The following is a 19,210-nucleotide window of genomic DNA, read 5'->3' on the forward strand; positions in this document are numbered from 1 at the left end:
GAAGTACTCATTTATAGTTATAAATTCCGTGCTTCTTCTTTGTACTCACAAACTTCAGTCATCAACTAATTCACTAATGGTATATTAATTTTTAAATTATAAAACGCTTCACTTATTAAAGGCTAAGAAGCTAATAAAAATACCAGTACTACCTATAACAGACGGTTGCCTAGCTGGGTCTAAGGCAACATCGCTTAAGAAGAATAATTTTTTAAAAGGAAAATTATTCAACAACATAATTAACTAGTTAATCATAAAATTATAAAACGTTTACCCAAGGTAAGCGTACAAAAGGAAAGACTATGGACCCGTATATCACTGAGTGGTTAAATCTAATCATTCGCTTCGCACATCTTATCGTTGGTATCGCTTGGATCGGTGCATCATTTTACTTTGTTTGGTTAGATAACCATCTTGAAAAGCCACCCGAAGAAAAAGCTGAAAAAGGCATTTCAGGTGATCTTTGGGCCATTCATGGCGGTGGCTTCTATGAAGTAGCAAAATATAAATTAGCACCACCTAAAATGCCAACCACATTACATTGGTTTAAGTGGGAAGCTTACACCACTTGGATCACAGGTTTCTTACTACTCTCGCTTATGTTTTATGTTGGCGCTGAGTCTTACCTAATTGATCCGCGCGTGAAAGATTTAACTCAATGGCAAGCTATTGGTTTAGGGCTAGGCTCGATTGTTATTGGTGTCGGTAGTTATGAGTTATTAGTACGAACAAAACTTAAAGACCACGGGTTAGTGTTAGCCGTTATTTTATTCGCTATTGCTACAGCTTTATCTTACGGCTTAACCCAGGTATTTAGTGCCCGTGGTGCTTACATGCATATGGGTGCTATCTTAGGTACCATCATGGCTGGCAATGTATTTTTCGGCATTATGCCATCACAGCGCGCCTTAGTAAAAGCGGTAGAAGAAGGTGCTACGCCTGACTCTAAATATGGCCTTAACGCCAAGTTACGCTCAACGCACAACACCTATATCACCTTACCCGTGTTGTTTATTATGATTTCAAATCATTACCCAATTACCTATAACCATAGTGCAAATTGGTTAGTGTTAATGGCCATCATATTAATCACTGCAGCCATACGTCAGTATTTTGTTTTACGTCATTTTGGTAAGCAAAAACCTATGATATTAATGAGCTCTATTCTCGCCACTATTGTGCTTGCCTATGCTATTGCTCCAAAGACAGTTGAACTATCTGCTGAACAAAAACAGCAAGGTGTTAGTAATGCGCAAGTACAACATATTATTGAAACCCGTTGCAGTGCCTGTCATTCAGAAGCACCAACTGATGATGTATTTAAATCTCCTCAAGGTGGCGTTATTTTTTCAGACATTGCTTCTATCAAACAATGGGCACCAAGAATTGAAGCGCGCGTTGTTAACTCTAAAGACATGCCATTTATGAACAAAACCCAAATGACAGAGGAAGAACGCTTAACGTTGGCTCTTTGGTTAAGTAAAGAAAAAGATAAAGGATAAGAAATGAAGCAAAAAACAATCAAGCACGGTTATAAGGTTGCAGGCTGTTTAGTGAATTTAGTCAATCATGAAATATTGCCTGGTCTTAATATTCATGCCGATGACTTCTGGGATTCTGTTGCTGAAGTTTTAGCTGAGTTTACTCCGCGTAATCAACAGCTATTAGCGACAAGAGCTAGTTTACAAGCGCATATTGATGTTTGGCATACTGACTCAGCAAACCAACCTTTTAACCAACAGCGCTATGAGTTGTTTTTAAAGGAAATAGGATATTTGGTCACAGAGAAAGCAGATTTTACTATCTCTACTCAAAATGTTGATGATGAAGTTGCCCTTATCGCGGGCCCTCAGCTTGTAGTGCCTTTGATGAATGCACGATTTGCCCTGAATGCCGCGAACGCTCGATGGGGCAGTTTGTATGACGCTTTATATGGTACCGATGTTATTGGTGACGATAATGGCGCTAAACAAACGAAAGATTTCAATCCTGTTCGTGGACGTAGAGTACAAGCGTACGCGCGCCGATTTTTAGATGAAACCTTACCGTTAACCCGTGGTAGTCATATTGATGCCGTGAAGTACCATATCGTAAAAAAAACCTTTACTGTGACCCTTTTCACGGGTGAACAAGTGCAGTTAAAAGATGCCGAACAGTTTGTTGGCTACAACGGCTCAACAGGTGATCCCTCTACGCTACTTTGCCGTCATAATGGTTTACACATTGAAATCCAAATAGATAAAGACAATGTTGTTGGCAAAACCGATGCCGCTGCTGTTAAAGATGTGGTGTTAGAGTCCGCGTTAAGTACTATTCAAGACTGTGAAGACTCTATTGCCGCGGTAGATGCCTCGGACAAAACCTCGGTTTATCGTAACTGGTTAGGTTTAATGAAAGGTGATCTTGCTGAGATTATTCAAAAAGGCACTAGAACCATCACCCGTACCTTAAACCATGACCGCAACTATTTATCGCCTGACCAAAAAGAAATCACCATACCGGGAAGAAGCCTGCAATTCATTCGTAATGTAGGCCACTTAATGACCACCAATGCTATTGTCACAGCGGAGGATGAAAAAGTACCTGAAGGTATTGTTGATGGCCTCATCACCAGTTTAATTTCACTGCACGATTTAAAGGGCACCTCGAAATTTAAGAACTCTAAACAAGGCAGCATTTACATTGTAAAACCTAAAATGCATGGCCCTGAAGAAGTCGCCTTTAGTCATGATTTATTTAGTGCCATTGAACGTCATTTGGGTTTAGCCCAAAACACCATAAAAATGGGAATCATGGATGAAGAACGCCGCACTTCTGCCAATCTAAAGGAGTGTATTCGCGCTGCCCAAACACGCCTTGCGTTCATTAATACGGGTTTTTTAGACCGCACCGGTGATGAAATTCATACCAGTATGCAAGCGGGTGCTATGGCTCAAAAAGCCTTGATGAAAGATGAACCCTGGATAACAGCCTATGAAAATAGAAATGTCAGAATTGGTTTGCAAGCAGGCCTGCAAGGTAAGGCGCAAATTGGTAAAGGCATGTGGGCAATACCGGATCAAATGTCGGAAATGGTTACCAGTAAAATAGCCCATCCAAAATCAGGCGCAAATTGTGCTTGGGTTCCCTCACCTACTGCCGCTACGTTACACGTAATGCATTACCACAAAGTCAATGTGCAAGAGATTCAAAGTGCCATGCAAGCCGAGTTTTCTTTACCGGGAACCATTGATGATTTAAGCGAGTTATTGACTATCCCTTTACTGAAAAATCAAACTGAATTATCAATAGCGGCAATTCAAAAAGAAGTAGATAACAACATTCAAGGTTTACTGGGTTATGTGGTTCGCTGGGTAAATCAAGGCATTGGTTGCTCAAAAGTACCTGATATCGACAATATAGCCCGCATGGAAGATAGAGCAACCTTACGAATATCAAGTCAACATGTTTGCAACTGGCTTCATCATGGTGTGATCAGTGAAAGCCAAGTACTTGAATCACTACAGCGCATGGCTGAAGTTGTCGATCAACAAAATGCTGCCGATAGCAGCTACATTGCTATCGGGACAGATTTTGGTGAAAGTATTGCTTTTAAAGCCGCCGCGGATCTTATTTTCCAAGGCAAAGAACAACCAAGTGGTTATACCGAACCGTTATTACATCAAAGGCGACAGGAAGTTAAAGCCGTGTAATCGTTTTATTAAAAGTTATATACCCGCTCCACTTGAAGATGCTCGTTTCAGGAAGCTTGAGCGATTGATAATCAAGGCGCATTTTTTTATTAAGGGTCATTCAGGAGAATATGCTCCTGCATTCTCTAAAAACACCATCCATGTAGCGCCCTTAAAAAGAAATGTAACGCAGAGTATGATTTGCTCAGCCTTCCCCAAGGGGCTGGTTTAGAAACGCTTTATGCCGCGTTATTGATTTCGACAATAGAATAACTATTCTCTTCAATCAATGCCTTGCCTAAAGGCGTTACTAATTCCAGCTGAATCCTGCATCTTCAAGTGGAACGGGTATATTAATAGCCACATTATTTGCAACGCAGGTAATGTGGCTTTTTCATTGATGAGATAATAAAAATCATAAATAGCCTCAATCAACTAATAGCGCGATTAAGTCAAAGTATTTATCATCAAGACTATAGCTGCCAGATAACATTTGTTATAAAATTATTTCCTGCATCATCAATGAAGTCATGAGGTATTTGTGTCGGTAAAAAAAGAATCTGTAGGGCAAGTTCGCCAAAGGAATGTTGCGCTTATTTTAACGGCGGCCAAAACAGAGTTTGTTACACATGGCTTTAAAGGCGCGTCAATTAAGCGCATTGCTGAACGTGCAAATATTCCTCGAGCAAATATTCATTATTATTTCGATGACAAAACTGATCTTTATCAGCAATTACTCTCTGAAATAATTGTCAGTTGGAATACGAGTTTCGATACCTTAAGTATTGATGATGATCCTAAAACAATTCTTACTGCTTATATTCATGAAAAAATCATGCATGCCAAGCATGATCCCGATGGTTCAAAAATATTTGCCAGTGAAGTAATTCATGGCGCGCCTATTCTTAAAGACTATTTACATACCGAATTTAAGCAATGGTTAGATGAAAAAATCACCATCATTGAAACCTGGGTTAAACAAGGCCAAATAGACGTAATCAACCCACATCACTTGTTATTCCTTATTTGGAGTTCCACACAGCATTATGCTGACTTTAATGTGCAAGTATTGGCAGGTTTTGGTAAAGAGGCAATGAACGATGATGATTTTGATGATGTAGTTCAGTCTCTGACTTCAATCATCCTCAAAGGCTGTGGTTTATCTTAAGCCGGATAGTTGCGTTTCTTTCACAAAGTTAAAAGAGTGCTTCACCTGCACTAACAACTTTACTGGCATTGTTGACATGATTTATTGAAAAGCTTACTGTCATCTTAGTTTTGAAAGTTCAACAGTCCCGAATAAATAATAGAAACTAACCTATGAAAATTGAAGAGATAATGAGTGAAGAAGTCACTTGTATAGATTTAGATGACAGATTATCTGTTGTTAGAGAACTATTTATTAAGCATAAATTTCACCATTTAATGGTTACAGATAGTAAAAATGAACTGGTAGCTGTTATTTCCGAAAGAGATTATTTAAAAGCAACAAATTCAAATATAGAGTTACCCACCGCCAATGAGAAAGATTTGGCGATGTTAAATAAACGCGTTCATCAAATTGTCTCGAGAAAATTAGTCGCCATCAAACAATTCAGCCCTTTTAGTGAAGCAATAAAAACCTTTCATGATACCGGCATGTCCTGTCTTCCCGTAATCAATAGCAATAATCAGCCTGTCGGAGTTATAACGTCTCGAGACATAATTAAGTGGCTTTATAGTAAAGTAAACTCACCTAAATCTTAGGGTTTGTTGATCTTTCGCGGTTAAATTTTGTTCGCTTTTTTAAAGAGAGTAAAGCGTTTTAATCGCGGCGAGTAGTGTGTAGCCTAGTCGTTCTAAGCAAATCCTACTCAACAATGAGTAAGACGCTGTTAGCCGAATCCTTCGGACAGCATTTGTTGGTCATTTTTACCGCGTTATCGCCTTTTTATGTGGAACAACCACATGACAAAGCCTCTTCCTTGTATAAATACCCAACAAATAGCTGCAAAAACAATCTCGAAAGGTCAACAGACCCTAACTTTTATGGTACTAAACGGCGTGTGGTTAATAGAACCGCTGCCGTGTCCCCCTCAAAATCGTGATTATGATGTTCGTAACTAAGCTGCGATGACAGACATTCAGTAATTCAACCAGTAGAAAAAGCAAAAACGTGGCACTTCTTCCTATAAAAACATCCGATTCAACACAAAAAAAAGCCCTTTATGTTTCACATAGTGAAAACTTAACGCGTAAATTTTTATAAAAAAGCCCTTTGATTTTCACTATATGAAAAAAAAGACCATCGAAAGATGGTCTTTTTTCATTAATAAAACTCTTTTCTAAGGTTTTATTGGTGTAACGCGTCTTTTAAAGCCGTTAAACATAAGGCAACATTCTCGCTTTTAGCCGCATGTCCCATAAGACCGATACGCCATGCTTTACCAGCAAAAGCACCTAAACCAGCACCTATTTCAAGATTGTAGTGCTCTAATAGGTAATCTCGTATTTTAGCATCATCAGCACCATCAGGAATGTAGATAGCGTTTAACTGAGGTAAGCGCTCTTCTTCAGGTACGATGAACTCAATACCTAACTCTTTCAGTCCCTTAGCTAATACTTCGTGCTGTGTTTTATGACGTGCCCAGCTATTTTCTAAGCCTTCATCATGAAGCATTACCAAGGCTTCATGTAAGGCATATAAAGAGTTTACTGGGGCAGTATGATGGTAACTACGCTTACCTTCACCAGACCAATAGCCCATCACTAACGTTTGGTCTAAGAACCAACTTTGTATTTGAGTTTTACGATTCTGTACGACTGCTACAGCCTTAGGGCTAAAGGAAAGGGGCGATATGCCTGGTACACAAGACATACATTTTTGCGTACCCGAATAGATAGCGTCTATGCCCCATTCATCCACTTTCAGCTCTACGCCTCCTAATGATGTCACTGCATCGACAATCGTCAAGCAATCATGCTCTTGAGCCATTTTACATAGGGCTTTAGCATCTGACAGCGCACCCGTTGAGGTTTCTGCATGAACAAAGGCTAAGAATTTAGCATCTGGGTGGTCATGTAACGCGGCTTTTACCTTATGCGTTTCAACTGCACGCCCCCAAGGAGAGTCAACAACCACGGCCTCTGCACCTATTCTGGTAACGTTCTGAATCATACGGTCACCAAAAACACCATTACGACAAACAATCACTTTGTCGCCCGCTTCAACTAAGTTCACAAAACATGCTTCCATCCCGGCTGAACCCGGTGCTGATAAGGCGATAGTGAATTCATTTTTGGTTTGGAACGCGTATTGAAGTAGCGTTTTTACTTCATCCATCATATTGATAAATAACGGATCAAGATGACCAATCGTTGGCCTAGCCAATGCGGACAATACTCGTGCACTTACATCTGAAGGACCAGGGCCCATTAAAATTCTTTGTGGTGGATTGAATGATTTAAATGTCATAATTGCTTTACCTTCTATTTTAGTTTTAATTTTTAGTTGTGTTTATAAAACAACCTGATGTATCGTAGTAAATCGCAACCTGACACATGTGTCAAGTTACGAAAAACAATGAAACATAGACATATTGAAAAAAATTAAAATTAAAATTAAAATCATAACTAAAATTACATTGAGAGAGACAATATGAAAATTTCAGCACCACTTACCGCCCTCGCATTAACCGCTGCGTTAAATGCGCCAATGGTTTCAGCAGAGATCTGGGGAAATACAGAAGTACAATTACAAGCACTAGGTGAATTAGAACGAGTAGGTACCGGTGGCACCGCTGACACTACTATCATCACTTTCCAACATGCAGGTGGCTGGGAATACGGCGATAACTTCTTCTTTATGGATTATTCTCGTTACTCCGTAAATAATGATGCTAACTTCCCAGTAGCAGATTCAAGTGAGCTTTACGGCGAGTGGTATTCAAACTTTAGCTTAGGCGCAATTAGTGGTAATGATCTTAGCTTTGGCCCAGTAAAAGATATTGGTATTGTTGCTGGTTTTAACTTCGCTCCTGAAGTAGACAGTGCTTGGGTATTACCTGGTGTGAGATTCGCCTTAGATTTACCCGGTTTTGCCTTTGCGCAAATTGATGTTACTGGTTATATCCATCAAGGTGGTGGCAGTGCAGATTCTCCTGTATTTACCGTAGTTGATGAAGACTCTAGCTTTATGGTTGATTTTGCTTGGGCATATCCCTTTAAAATTGGTTCAACAAGCTGGAGCATTGAAGGTCATTTAGAATACATTGACGGCCGTACTCAAGTTAATAATTTTGGCACAACAGAGCTCGAATCATGGATTCTATTTCAACCACAAATTCGCTTAGATTTAGGTGAAGTATTAGGCCATAAAGCACAGCGTTTATTCGTTGGTGTTGAATACCAATACTGGAAAAACAAACTAGGTGAGAAAGGTACTGATGATAACGCTGCACAACTTCTTGCTGTATGGCGTTTCTAATACCAAATTAATTTATTTATACCCGTAAATTAAAATAAGCTGCCAATTTCATTGTGTTTATTGGCAGCCTTTTTACTATCCACATTTTTTGAAAACGCCATACTGAACCCCACTACTGTGGCGCAGTATTTTGCACTCTTCAACCCTACTTATACCCTTGCTAACAGGTCTTAGGGGACTTTCTTGATGAAAGGTGCATTTCACTGATTTATCTGAAGCTTATTAAAACAAAAACAACGATATAACTTTACGACAACTCATACCAAACGGATTAATTTTGGTATTCAACATGTTCCCCAAAGAAAGCGTTGATTACCGTCTTAATTTCTAACCTTAACACTATAAGAAGTAGGTCAATAATGTCTGATTTTAAACAAGCAGCACTGGATTATCACGCCTTACCAACGGCTGGAAAAATTGCCATTGCTATCACAAAACCCGCCGAAACAAGTGCTGATTTATCACTAGCCTATAGTCCTGGCGTCGCTGAGCCTTGTCGAGAAATCGCCAAAAATCCTGACGATGTTTATAAATACACAGGAAAAGGCAATACCGTTGCCGTTATCTCAAACGGTACTGCCGTATTAGGTTTAGGTAATTTAGGGCCGATGGCATCTAAGCCAGTAATGGAGGGTAAAGCCTTATTATTTAAACGCTTTGCAGACATTAATTCGTTCGATATTGAAGTAACGCATAAAACACCTGAAGAGTTCATCAATACGGTGGCTGCTATTGCGGATAGTTTTGGAGGTATTAACTTAGAAGATATCAAAGCACCCGAGTGTTTTATCATTGAAAAAGCATTAAATGAGCGCTGTAAAATACCGGTATTCCATGATGACCAGCACGGTACTGCTATCGTGACGGCTGCTGCCATGATTAATGCCCTAGAAATTCAAAATAAGAAAATTGAACAAGCTGATATCGTTTGTTTAGGTGCCGGTGCAGCTGCTATTGCATGTATGGAGTTGCTAATTCAATGTGGCGCAATGCGTGAAAAAATATACATGCTCGACACGAAAGGCGTTATTCATACCCGCCGTGATGATTTATCTGAATATAAAACCCGTTTTGCCAACAACACCGACAAACGAACCTTAGATGATGTCATTGAAGGCGCTGATGTTTTTATTGGTGTTTCTGGTCCTAACTTACTTAGCACTGATCAGCTAAAGAAAATGGCAGACAACCCTGTTGTGTTTGCGTGTTCTAACCCAGACCCTGAAATAAAACCTGAATTAGCGCACAGTGTTAGAAGTGATTTAATTATGGCAACAGGTCGTTCTGATTACCCAAATCAAGTGAACAATGTTTTATGTTTCCCTTTTATTTTCCGCGGTGCTTTAGATGTACGAGCGCGTAAGATTAATAACGAAATGAAAATAGCTGCGGTCCATGCGATTAGAGAGCTAGCCAAGCAAGATGTACCGGAAAGTGTTTTAAAAGCAAGTAATGAAAAGGAATTATCCTTTGGTAAAGGTTACATTATCCCTCGCCCGATGGATCCAAGGTTATGCAAAAACGTTGCCTTAGCCGTTGCCAAAGCTGCGGTTGACTCAGGCGTTGCTGCACTGCCTTTACCTGATGGTTATATGAATGAAATCTAAACTACTGCCTTAATTCATTTAATCGAAAAAGCCGCTACTTTTAGCGGCTTTTATAGCCATCTTTTATAACTAGATCATGATATCTGCAAAAAACACATCTAATAACGAATCATTCGCATCCAATTATATTTTATTTTATAAAAATGTTTTACAATCCTCAAAATGTCACTTCAATACTGACAAAGCTCCCCCTGCAATGTTATCTAAACGCGTATTAAGTCCATAAAAGACTTACCTTGTTTTCTAGCTCAGGGATATATCAGGGCTTTTCAGTGCTAGCTTTAGGTAAACTCATGAATATAAGAAAAACTTTTTTTTGGCTGCATTTAATAATAGGCTGTAGTGCTGCTATTTTTATTTTTTTAATGTCTCTCACGGGTGTTGCATTAACCTATGAACGTCAGATGATTAAAACCGCCGAACGTAGCGATTATCCTGAAGCACCAATCGCATCAAATAAAAAATTGCCCCTGTCACAGCTTTTAATTATAGCTAAACAATACCCAAGCAAAAAAGTCGCTCAAGTTGTGGTAGAAAATCAGCCCAATGCACCGATTATTATTAAAGATGGCAGAAAAACATTAGCTTATCTTAATCCTTATACGGGGGCAGAAATAGCGATACCCGGTCAAGGCACCAAAACTTTTTTCCGTAAATTAAGAGCTTTTCATCGTTGGCTAACCTTCGATGGAAAATTCAGTCAAACCGGGCGAGAGGTTAATGGTATTGCCAATATCATTTTTATTGTTTTAATTCTTTCAGGGCTTTATTTATGGCTACCTAAACGATTTAACAACAGAGCATTCAAGCAAAGGTTAACCTTGTCTGGAAATTACCCAAACAAGAGTGCGAGAAATTATCAATGGCATAATGTTTTTGGTATTTATATCGCGCCGGTACTTTTTGTAGTGGTGGTTACTGCGGTATTTTTTTCATACAAATGGCCAGGTCAAACGCTTAAAAACTATGTATCTACCGAATCAGTTTCGCTCGCTAAGCCTGTAGAAGTTTCAGCTCAACAAGGTGAATTACTTCTGCCTATTGTTAAGCAATTAACCAAAATAAGACAATATTACCCACAGTGGCAAAGCATTCAATTCTCATTGGATAATGCCCCGACTAACAGCAAAATTTACCGTGTGGATATGGGCAATGGTGGTGAACCACAAAAACGTGTTTCGATATTATTAGATTCCTCAACAGGTGATGTGGTTCAAGAACAAACATTTGAACAACTATCTAACTATAGCAAGCTACGCAGCTATATTAGGTTTCTTCATACTGGTGAAGTCTTTGGGCCATTTGGACAAACTATTGCAGGTTTGGCTTCGTTGTTTGCATGCTTGTTAGTGTATACCGGCGCGATGCTTTCTTGGAGACGTTGGAAAAATAGTCGAAAAGTAAGTGGCACTGTATCCGCGCAAGTAAATTAATTATGACTTAATAAGGTTGGTATAAGTAGATCCTTAAGTGGCTCTACTTAAATGGTGGTATTAGTCGCGTTTATATAAAGACTCTATTGTGCTTGTCGCAATAGTGTTCGCATTAATCATATAGCCCGTTAACGCGCCTGACGCCTCTTTTGGCAATTCTAGCTTCTCTACCGATAATGCATGTACGGTAAAGCGGTAATGATGCACTCCGTGACCTTCTGGCGGGCAAGCGCCACCAAATCCTCGGTAACCGAAATCATTGGCTATTTGCACACTGCCCTCGGGTGCTAAGTCATTTTTAGCACTGCCGGCGCCTGCGGCTATTTCGGTCACAGTATGAGGAATATTCACTATTTGCCAATGCCACCAACCACTGCCTGTCGGTGCATCAGGATCATAGGCCGTAATCGCAAAACTTTTCGTGCCTTCAGGTACACCCGACCATGTTAGCTGTGGCGATAAGTCACCACCGGCACAACCAAAGCCATTAAACTCTTGGGCTTTAGACATGAACTCTCCATCAGCAATATCCTGGCTAGATAATTTAAGTGTCTCTGCGAAAACGGCTGATGAAAGACCTACGAAGAGTAATGCAACTAATGTGAACGGCTTAAACATAATGATGAACCTTAATTAATGAATTGCTCATTGGTGGTTAGCAATGGATGATTAACTATAGCTAAGTATTCTAGCGATATCCCACATAATTTATAGTCTAGATACCGTCAAGTTTCGCCCTAACCGTTCTGTTTGGTGAGTTTTATATAAACTTACACATGCCGTGACCTAAAGAACTATTAGGTCTTTGGGTGTAACCATAACGACTATAAAAGGCCTCTTTGCCCTGTGCAGCCAACAAACCAATAGTAGAACCTTGGTTAGTGGCATCAGATAAATAGTCTTCTATCTGATCCATTAACGCCGCGCCAATACCCATTTTTTGGTAGCTTGGGTCTACAATCACATCTTGAATGTAAAAATACATAGCGCCATCACCAACGACTCTTCCCATACCAACAAGTTGGTTCTCGTGTCGAATGTTCACATGGAACAAGCTGTTATTTAAGCTGTTTTCGGCGAGGTTCGCATCAAGATCGCCCCATCCCACTCTACTGCGTAATGTCAAAAAGTCTGCAACCGTTGGGCTTTCTAATTTTAAGCAAAATTTATCTGCTAACACTGTCATCTCCATTTATTCTAGCGAGCGTAATTGTACGCTCTAATAAGAAAATCAAAGTCTATTACTACGTTAACTTAATGGCTGATAATTTCACATAATTAACATCACTTTTATTTCAGGACTTTTTTAGGATTATGTTGTTAACGAGTTAATTTTAGACAGCAAAAAATGACTGTTTAAATGAATAAACAGCCATAGTGAATTGTTGCCCTTGAAAAGGCTTATTTATTAATTTATCTGGCTAAAAAGTAGTGTTATAAGTTGAAGTAAGTAACCTGCCCTTTAGCTTCAGCTAATTCAGCAGCTACTGAGGCTACAGCTAAATCTTGTAAGCCAACACCAGTACCATCAAACAAGGTAATATCTTCTGCTGAAGTACGGCCGGTTTTAGTGCCGTTAATCACTTCACCAATTGGCACAATATCGCTCTGATGAATGAGTTTTTGTGCAATCGCATGTTGGGCTTCACCCAGCATAATTGATTGCGCTAATTCATCAGTAAAGACCTTATCTACTGTCAGTAATTTAGCATCAACTTCTTGCTTACCTATAGTGTCGGTTCCCATACACGCAATGTGAGTGCCTGGCTTGATCCAGTCTTTATCTATTAACGCTTCAAAAGCTGAAGTAATGGTAATAATGACATCCGCTTGAGCACAAAGTTCTTCACGCGTTACTGATTCAAACGGTAAACCTAATTCTTCAGCCACTGCGGCAAGGTTAGGTATTTGTTCAGGGTGGAAGTTCCAGCAAACAATTTTTTCAAAGTCACGTTGCTCAACAGCAGCACGTAATTGAAAAGTAGATTGATGACCTGCACCTACCATACCTAGCACTTTTGAATCTTTACGGGCTAAATGCGCGATAGAAACAGCAGAAGAGGCAGCAGTACGCACGGCAGTTAAGTAGTTGCCGCCAACAAGGGATTTTAACTGGCATGTATCAGGGTCAAACAAAATCACGGTGGATTGGTGGTTAGTCAGGTCTTTTTGCACATTACCTGGCCAGTACCCCCCTGATTTTAAACCTAGCACCATACCGTCACGGTCGAAGCCTGATTTAAAACCATAGAGAGCATCCGCATGGCCAATGGCTTCACGTATTACCGGAAAATTGTAGGCGGTATTTTTAGCCATAGCAGAAAACACGTTTTCTACCGCAGTAAAAGCATCGGCTCTACCCATCACTTCTTGGCATACCGCTTCTGAAACTACAGATACACCTTTTTTAACTGGTAAAGAGCTTTCTGGTAAATGGTTTTCTTTTGAATCACTCATAATTAATGTCCTAGAAAAATAGCAAAACCCTCAACAAAGACTGAGGGCATAAATAGCTTATTAGTACGCTTTACCACGTGCAGAAACTGGCCATAAGGTTTCAACTTTGCCATTACGTACGCCAACATAGTAATCGTGAACGTTACACGTTGGATCACAATGCCCTGGTACTAGTTTTAGCTTTTCATTAATTTTTAATGCGCCGTTAGCATCTGAAATAACACCATGTTCATCAGAACACTTAATGTATTCAACATCGTCACGACCAAAAATGTACGGTAAACCACTATCTACTGATTGCGCTTTAAGACCCGCATCACAAATAGCTTTGTCAGCTTTGGTGTGACTCATAACAGACGTTAAGATGAATAATGAGTTTTCAAATTCTGAAATTCGTTCACCTTTTTCATCATGAATTCGTTGGTAATCGGCGTCCATAAATGCATAAGAACCACATTGTAATTCATTGAAAACACCTGAATTGCCTTCAAAGTAATATGAACCTGTACCGCCACCACCAACGATGTCACACTCAAGCCCTTCTGCTTTAAGCATGTCGATTGTACGAGCAACCATACCAACAGCGATATCGATCTTCTCTTTACGTTCTTGGAAGTTTTCCATGTGCTGCATAGCGCCTTGGTAAGCTTGAATACCAGAAAAAGTTAAACCCGGTGTTGCGGCAATCGCTTTAGCGATATCAACTACTGGCTGACCTTCACTTACACCACAACGACCCGCGCCACAGTCAATTTCAACTAAACATTCAATTTGCGTGTCATGTTTATTAACCGCAGCCGCTAATTCAGCAACGTTTTCAATATCATCAACACAAACAAGAGTGCGAGCACCAAGTTTAGGTATACGTGCTAAACGGTCTATTTTTGCTGGATCACGTACTTGGTTAGACACTAAAACATCTTTAATACCGCCACGCGCAAAAACTTCGGCTTCTGATACTTTTTGACAACATACACCACAGCTATCACCCAGTTTCTCTTGTAGAAGTGCTATATCGACAGATTTATGCATTTTGCCATGCACACGATGGCGAACACCCATCTCTTTAGCGAATTGTCCCATCTTAGTAATGTTGCGCTCTAAAGCGTCTAAATCAACAATCAAACAAGGTGTTTGAATGTCCGCTTCATCCATACCTGGAAGTGCCGGAACGTCATAACCTACTTCTAAATCGTTTACTGTTGTCATCTTCTTCTCCATAATTTTAATTAATATTTAGATAATTTTTAGATTGAGCTTTTGTATGATTTTTAATTTGAACTTGAACCGAAATTTGAATTCGTTTTATTTTTTACTGTGGTACTTGTCGGCTTATTTATTCATCCACGGTAATTTATCTAAATCGACATTACCGCCAGTGAGAATTACCCCAATACGCTTGCCTTTAAATACTTCGGGGTTTTTCAAAATAATAGCTAGGGTTACCGCGCTGCTTGGCTCCACTACAATTTTCATGCGGATCCAAATAAGCTTCATTGCCGCGACAATTTCGTCTTCGGTTGCCGTTAAAATATCGGTGACATGATTTTTAACGAAATGCCAAGTTAGATCTTTAAGTGGAACTTTTAGACCATCGGCAATTGTTTCTGGAGCATCATCGGCAATAATATGACCGGCTTTAAATGAGCGCGCAGCATCATCAGCATTCAAAGGCTCTGCCGCATAAATTTTTATTGTCGGATTAGTAGTAGATAGTGTTAAGCAGGTGCCTGAGATCATGCCGCCACCGCCAATTGGCGCAACCACAGTATCTAAATTAAGGACTTGATTAACGAGTTCTTTAGCACAAGTGGCTTGACCTGCGATAACGCGTGGATCATTGTAAGGATGAACAAAATCAGCACCTGATTCGGCAACAACTTCAGCAAATACGGCTTCGCGTGAGCTAGTAGAAGGCTCACATTCAACGATGATTCCGCCGTAGCCAATGACAGCATCTTTCTTAGCTTGCGGCGCTGTACGTGGCATCACTACGGTAACGGGTATGCCACGTCGTCCGGCTGCATAAGATAACGATAAAGCATGGTTACCTGATGAATGTGTAGCAACACCAATTTTTGCTTCAGCGTCTGTTAAACCAAAAACAGCATTACAGGCACCGCGCACTTTAAAAGCAGCTGCCTTTTGCAGGTTTTCACATTTAAAAAACAGCTCAGCACCTGTTAAATCATTTAGGAAACGTGAGGTTAATACGGGTGTTTCGTGAATAAAGGGTTTAATACGTTCGTGGGCAACGAGTACATCCTCATAGCTTGGAATATTCATGGTTGGTTTAGGTGAACTGCTCATAGGTTCCTCTTAATATCTCTTGCGGTATTAGCCGTCATGTTAGTCGTGGTTTTAGCCGTGACATTAATCGTGTGGTAAGTCGTATGTATCTATATGAGTCTCAAGGTGACTCTTAATTTGTAGATGATGTTTAATCTGTAACTAATTTTTTTGCTTCAATTTCACCTTATGGAAAACAGCTGGTTCAGGCAAACAAGATGAATTCCACCATGTGAAATATCAGTTTTTTATTATGGTAAAACACTATGCATACCCCTGATAAATAAGGGGCTATATGAATACTGAGTTCAAGGAAATCTACAGATTCCACGATGTGAAATCGACAAACTCGAATTAATGATGGTTTTTGTCGGTTTTAGCTCTATATTAAAAATTGTAAAATATAAAGTTGACACATGAGTCAAGAAAAGAGATGTTATAGCAATTCAAATAAGTAATGGGTCAAATTTTAATGAGAGTAAACCTTCAAGAACAAAACGCTTGATTGAGCAATAGCTGGCTACTGCGATTGAGAGCAACAATGTTATTGGATGTTTAGACCATTTAAAAAGATCACTTAGTTAGTTTGATTGGTATTAAAACTGAGCCTGTAAATAAGCGGTAATATTATGACTAAAATTAAACCAGAATCTCGCATTCAAGTAATAGATAGAGCAGCCACATTACTAGACGCTATATCACGCTATACCATGCCGGTAACATTAAAGGCGCTTAGTGCTGATACTAACTTAGCGCCATCTACTGCTTTTCGCATATTACATTCCCTTATCGATAATCATTTTGTTGATCGGGACAATTCAGGCAAGTACCAGTTAAGTGGCCGACTCATTAGGCTCAGCAATTATCAATCTCAACACGTGGATTTTCGTAAAGTAGCAATACCTTACATGGAAAAACTTCGAGATAAATTTGGTGAAACCATTAACCTCACCACGCGTGAAGGTGATGTGATTATTTACGTAGAAAAGGCCATTCCCAACAGAATGATGCATGTTCAACAAATTATTGGTAGCCGTGCGCCGCTTCATGTAACAGGTGTCGGTAAAATGATGTTAGGCATGGAAGGAAGTGAAGGCATTAGTGGATATGCTCATCGCACAAACTTGCCAACCTATACCCGTAAAACATTTTCAGAAATAGAAAGCTTAGAGCGTGAATGTATGCGCTGTGTTGAACAAGGCTTCGCCTATGACAATGAAGAAGCCGAAATAGGTGTAGGTTGTATTGGTGTGCTGTTATATGACAGATACGGTGAAGTTGTTGCCGGATTATCAGTGTCAGCACCGATTGATAGACGTAAAGATGAATGGGTCAAACATTTAGTCAAAGCAGGTAAATCAATTTCCATTGAACTTGGCTTTGTTAAAAACCAACAGCCAATCAAAGAGACCAATTAAGCAAAATATATAAATTTACACCAGCAAGGGTATTTCTCACCGCTAATATTTTATCTCTGCGGCATACCCACCCCCCATCATAATGGAGATTGGGTTTATACCCAAACCACTTCCAACTGCATGATTCAGTTGGAATTATAAACGTTTTAGGTAAGGCATTGATTGAAGAGAATGGTTCTTCCCTTCTCAAAATTAATAACGCGGCCAAAAAGCTTTCTAAACCAACCCTTTGGGGATTTCTGAGCAATTCATGAACTTCGTTGCGTCTGTTTTTAATGGAATAACCATTAATAAAAAGATGCGCCTTGCTCATGTGTTGCTCATTATCCTGAACAAGCATTTTGAAGTGGCTTGGGTATATACCAGATTTAAAATTAAAGAGTGGAAACTATGTTGACAATAAATAGACTAAACCAAACGGAAGCAAAAACGATAATTGACGGCGCGGTGAATAAAGCCAATGAACTCGGCGTACCTATGTGCATTGCCGTAGTAGATGAATCAGGTAATTTAATTGCCTTTGAACGTATGGATGGCGGTAAAGTACACAGCATTACCATTTCGCAAGACAAAGCATTTACCGCGGCATCAGCGCGTAAGGGTACCCACGAATTTAATAAAGCCTGTATTCCAGGACATAAAAATAATTTATTTGGTATTCATACTGCTTTAGGTGGCCGTATGTGTATTGTTGGCGGTGGTTTGCCTATCACCTTTAATGGCAGCGTTGTTGGTGGCATTGGCGTGAGTTCAGGTTCACCCGAGCAAGATTTAGGCTGTGCACAAGCAGGTGTTGATAGTTTTAGTAAAACCTATGGCTAACTAATCTGGCGAAAGTGAGCTTACACTCAAAACTGTATTCGTCTCAGTAGACTCACTTTTGCCACTATCATGACTGACCAGAATACCTCTTATAACAGGTAGATAGCCAGTTATTATGATGACACCTACTTTCGTAATCCTTGCCCATATATAATTTTGTTTTTTCGACTGAACTATCCTACTATTTACTCTTAATACCTCAGCTTAACAATCACTTCGGAAATATATTAGTGCAACACCTTTCAAATAAAATTAAAATTATTCTCGCTATTATACTGCTCATTACTATTGCTTCGGTTATTTACCGTGTTACTCAAAAGGAGCCTGAGCTTCCTAAAATGACAGTATCAGAGAAAAAAGCAAGATTTAGAGCGTTAATCGTTCCTGCCGTTAACATTGTTTACACGAAACTAATGGCTCGATATGAAGAGGTTAAAACAACACTTGAGGCGGGTAAAACTAATGCTGAGATTGAAAGATTAAAAGTGGAATACAAAGTGACTACCAATGAAAAATTGCTCATGGCACTTAAGCCTTCGCCAAAAAGTATTACCATCGCACAAGCTGCAATAGAAAGCTCCTGGGCTACTTCGCGTTTTTTTAGAGTCGCTAATAACATCTTCGGTGTATGGTCTTTTGACGAAGATGAACCTAGAGTTGCAGCTTTAAAAAAACGTGGCGACAAAACTATTTGGGTGAAAAAATATCCTTCCATTGAAGATGCAATATACGATTATTATCGCACTTTGGGACGCAGTGGTGCTTTCGCTGCGTTTAGGCAAGCGAGAATGCAAACAAATGACCCTTTTATATTGGTTACTAAATTGGACCATTATTCTGAAAAAGGTAGCCTTTATGGTGAAGAGCTTATTTCAATTATAAAGTTCAATAAATTTAATAAGTATGACGCTGATTAAATCAAGCGAACCTCTAAAAAGTCAGTTTACATGCCCTAAACTGACTTTTTTATGAGTAACAGTTGCTGAAGTTAGCGCTCACTAAAGCATAACTACAGCGTAATTGGCGAGTCGAAATCACCCAGCCACGT

Annotated in this window: 17 protein-coding genes; 11 read left to right on the plus strand and 6 right to left on the minus strand. The window is 39.6% G+C overall.

Features of this window, described 5'->3' with window-relative positions:
- Nucleotides 1-302 precede the first annotated feature (302 nt).
- From ESZ36_RS04615 to ESZ36_RS22805, 5 genes are all read left to right on the plus strand, one after another.
- Nucleotides 303-1,502: a urate hydroxylase PuuD gene (locus tag ESZ36_RS04615; RefSeq protein WP_146784171.1), complete on the plus strand. Its 1,200-nt coding sequence runs from the start codon at nucleotides 303-305 to the stop codon at nucleotides 1,500-1,502.
- A 3-nt stretch (nucleotides 1,503-1,505) separates the two neighbouring features.
- Nucleotides 1,506-3,692, plus strand: a complete 2,187-nt coding sequence (locus ESZ36_RS04620; RefSeq protein ID WP_146784174.1) for a malate synthase G — start codon at nucleotides 1,506-1,508, stop codon at nucleotides 3,690-3,692.
- A 520-nt stretch (nucleotides 3,693-4,212) separates the two neighbouring features.
- Nucleotides 4,213-4,839 carry a TetR/AcrR family transcriptional regulator gene (locus tag ESZ36_RS04630; RefSeq protein ID WP_146784177.1) on the plus strand — a complete coding sequence of 209 codons (627 nt, stop codon included), beginning with the start codon at nucleotides 4,213-4,215 and terminating at the stop codon, nucleotides 4,837-4,839.
- A gap of 152 nt (nucleotides 4,840-4,991) precedes the next feature.
- Nucleotides 4,992-5,417 carry a CBS domain-containing protein gene (locus tag ESZ36_RS04635; protein WP_146784179.1) on the plus strand — a complete coding sequence of 142 codons (426 nt, stop codon included), beginning with the start codon at nucleotides 4,992-4,994 and terminating at the stop codon, nucleotides 5,415-5,417.
- Between the two features lie 74 nt (nucleotides 5,418-5,491).
- Nucleotides 5,492-5,758: a hypothetical protein gene (locus ESZ36_RS22805; protein WP_246128988.1), complete on the plus strand. Its 267-nt coding sequence runs from the start codon at nucleotides 5,492-5,494 to the stop codon at nucleotides 5,756-5,758.
- A gap of 245 nt (nucleotides 5,759-6,003) precedes the next feature.
- Here the strand turns inward: ESZ36_RS22805 and ESZ36_RS04645 are convergent, their stop codons facing one another.
- Nucleotides 6,004-7,125 (minus strand): pyridoxal-phosphate-dependent aminotransferase family protein, encoded by a 1,122-nt coding sequence (locus ESZ36_RS04645; protein ID WP_146784182.1) that lies wholly within the window; start codon nucleotides 7,123-7,125, stop codon nucleotides 6,004-6,006.
- Between the two features lie 183 nt (nucleotides 7,126-7,308).
- On the opposite strand from ESZ36_RS04645, the gene ESZ36_RS04650 reads away from it, so the two are divergent.
- The 3 genes from ESZ36_RS04650 (at nucleotide 7,309) to ESZ36_RS04660 (ending at nucleotide 11,176) form a co-directional block, all read left to right on the plus strand.
- The gene (locus ESZ36_RS04650) at nucleotides 7,309-8,136 is read left to right on the plus strand and encodes an outer membrane protein OmpK (protein WP_146784185.1); all 828 of its coding nucleotides are present in this window, start codon (nucleotides 7,309-7,311) and stop codon (nucleotides 8,134-8,136) included.
- A gap of 359 nt (nucleotides 8,137-8,495) precedes the next feature.
- The gene (locus ESZ36_RS04655; RefSeq protein WP_146784189.1) at nucleotides 8,496-9,743 is read left to right on the plus strand and encodes a malic enzyme-like NAD(P)-binding protein; all 1,248 of its coding nucleotides are present in this window, start codon (nucleotides 8,496-8,498) and stop codon (nucleotides 9,741-9,743) included.
- A gap of 293 nt (nucleotides 9,744-10,036) precedes the next feature.
- Nucleotides 10,037-11,176 carry a PepSY-associated TM helix domain-containing protein gene (locus tag ESZ36_RS04660; protein ID WP_146784191.1) on the plus strand — a complete coding sequence of 380 codons (1,140 nt, stop codon included), beginning with the start codon at nucleotides 10,037-10,039 and terminating at the stop codon, nucleotides 11,174-11,176.
- 60 nt (nucleotides 11,177-11,236) lie between these two features.
- On the opposite strand, the gene ESZ36_RS04665 is transcribed toward ESZ36_RS04660, so the two are convergent.
- From ESZ36_RS04665 to bhcB, 5 genes are all read right to left on the minus strand, one after another.
- The gene (locus ESZ36_RS04665; RefSeq protein WP_146784193.1) at nucleotides 11,237-11,794 is read right to left on the minus strand and encodes a YbhB/YbcL family Raf kinase inhibitor-like protein; all 558 of its coding nucleotides are present in this window, start codon (nucleotides 11,792-11,794) and stop codon (nucleotides 11,237-11,239) included.
- Nucleotides 11,795-11,936: 142 nt separating this feature from the next.
- Nucleotides 11,937-12,362, minus strand: a complete 426-nt coding sequence (locus tag ESZ36_RS04670) for a GNAT family N-acetyltransferase (RefSeq protein ID WP_146784196.1) — start codon at nucleotides 12,360-12,362, stop codon at nucleotides 11,937-11,939.
- 248 nt (nucleotides 12,363-12,610) lie between these two features.
- Complete coding sequence (bhcD, locus tag ESZ36_RS04675) at nucleotides 12,611-13,633, minus strand: iminosuccinate reductase BhcD (RefSeq protein WP_146784200.1); 1,023 nt, start codon at nucleotides 13,631-13,633, stop codon at nucleotides 12,611-12,613.
- Between the two features lie 60 nt (nucleotides 13,634-13,693).
- Complete coding sequence (bhcC, locus tag ESZ36_RS04680) at nucleotides 13,694-14,842, minus strand: 3-hydroxy-D-aspartate aldolase BhcC (RefSeq protein ID WP_146784203.1); 1,149 nt, start codon at nucleotides 14,840-14,842, stop codon at nucleotides 13,694-13,696.
- 123 nt (nucleotides 14,843-14,965) lie between these two features.
- On the minus strand, nucleotides 14,966-15,943 hold the full coding sequence (gene bhcB / locus ESZ36_RS04685; protein WP_146784206.1) for a beta-hydroxyaspartate dehydratase BhcB: 978 nt from the start codon (nucleotides 15,941-15,943) through the stop codon (nucleotides 14,966-14,968).
- Between the two features lie 608 nt (nucleotides 15,944-16,551).
- Between bhcB and ESZ36_RS04690 the strand changes: the two genes are divergently transcribed.
- The 3 genes from ESZ36_RS04690 to ESZ36_RS04705 all read left to right on the plus strand — a co-directional run bounded on the left by ESZ36_RS04690 (nucleotide 16,552) and on the right by ESZ36_RS04705 (nucleotide 19,079).
- The gene (locus ESZ36_RS04690; protein WP_146784209.1) at nucleotides 16,552-17,340 is read left to right on the plus strand and encodes an IclR family transcriptional regulator; all 789 of its coding nucleotides are present in this window, start codon (nucleotides 16,552-16,554) and stop codon (nucleotides 17,338-17,340) included.
- Nucleotides 17,341-17,730: 390 nt separating this feature from the next.
- Nucleotides 17,731-18,162: a GlcG/HbpS family heme-binding protein gene (locus ESZ36_RS04700; RefSeq protein WP_011045612.1), complete on the plus strand. Its 432-nt coding sequence runs from the start codon at nucleotides 17,731-17,733 to the stop codon at nucleotides 18,160-18,162.
- A gap of 230 nt (nucleotides 18,163-18,392) precedes the next feature.
- The gene (locus ESZ36_RS04705) at nucleotides 18,393-19,079 is read left to right on the plus strand and encodes a glucosaminidase domain-containing protein (RefSeq protein ID WP_146784213.1); all 687 of its coding nucleotides are present in this window, start codon (nucleotides 18,393-18,395) and stop codon (nucleotides 19,077-19,079) included.
- The last annotated feature ends 131 nt before the right edge of the window (nucleotides 19,080-19,210 follow it).

The sequence above is a fragment of the Colwellia demingiae genome, assembly GCF_007954275.1.
Lineage (GTDB): Bacteria > Pseudomonadota > Gammaproteobacteria > Enterobacterales > Alteromonadaceae > Colwellia > Colwellia demingiae.

Coding starts and splice junctions, on each gene's coding strand:
- ESZ36_RS04665 (WP_146784193.1), bottom strand. CDS start 11,794: ATGTTTAAGCCGTTCACATTAGTTGCATTACTCTTCGTAGGTCTTTCA.
- ESZ36_RS04655 (WP_146784189.1), top strand. CDS start 8,496: ATGTCTGATTTTAAACAAGCAGCACTGGATTATCACGCCTTACCAACG.
- ESZ36_RS04650 (WP_146784185.1), top strand. CDS start 7,309: ATGAAAATTTCAGCACCACTTACCGCCCTCGCATTAACCGCTGCGTTA.
- ESZ36_RS04690 (WP_146784209.1), top strand. CDS start 16,552: ATGACTAAAATTAAACCAGAATCTCGCATTCAAGTAATAGATAGAGCA.
- ESZ36_RS04660 (WP_146784191.1), top strand. CDS start 10,037: ATGAATATAAGAAAAACTTTTTTTTGGCTGCATTTAATAATAGGCTGT.
- bhcD (WP_146784200.1), bottom strand. CDS start 13,633: ATGAGTGATTCAAAAGAAAACCATTTACCAGAAAGCTCTTTACCAGTT.
- ESZ36_RS04635 (WP_146784179.1), top strand. CDS start 4,992: ATGAAAATTGAAGAGATAATGAGTGAAGAAGTCACTTGTATAGATTTA.
- ESZ36_RS04645 (WP_146784182.1), bottom strand. CDS start 7,125: ATGACATTTAAATCATTCAATCCACCACAAAGAATTTTAATGGGCCCT.
- bhcB (WP_146784206.1), bottom strand. CDS start 15,943: ATGAGCAGTTCACCTAAACCAACCATGAATATTCCAAGCTATGAGGAT.
- ESZ36_RS04700 (WP_011045612.1), top strand. CDS start 17,731: ATGTTGACAATAAATAGACTAAACCAAACGGAAGCAAAAACGATAATT.
- ESZ36_RS04620 (WP_146784174.1), top strand. CDS start 1,506: ATGAAGCAAAAAACAATCAAGCACGGTTATAAGGTTGCAGGCTGTTTA.
- ESZ36_RS04615 (WP_146784171.1), top strand. CDS start 303: ATGGACCCGTATATCACTGAGTGGTTAAATCTAATCATTCGCTTCGCA.
- bhcC (WP_146784203.1), bottom strand. CDS start 14,842: ATGACAACAGTAAACGATTTAGAAGTAGGTTATGACGTTCCGGCACTT.
- ESZ36_RS04670 (WP_146784196.1), bottom strand. CDS start 12,362: ATGACAGTGTTAGCAGATAAATTTTGCTTAAAATTAGAAAGCCCAACG.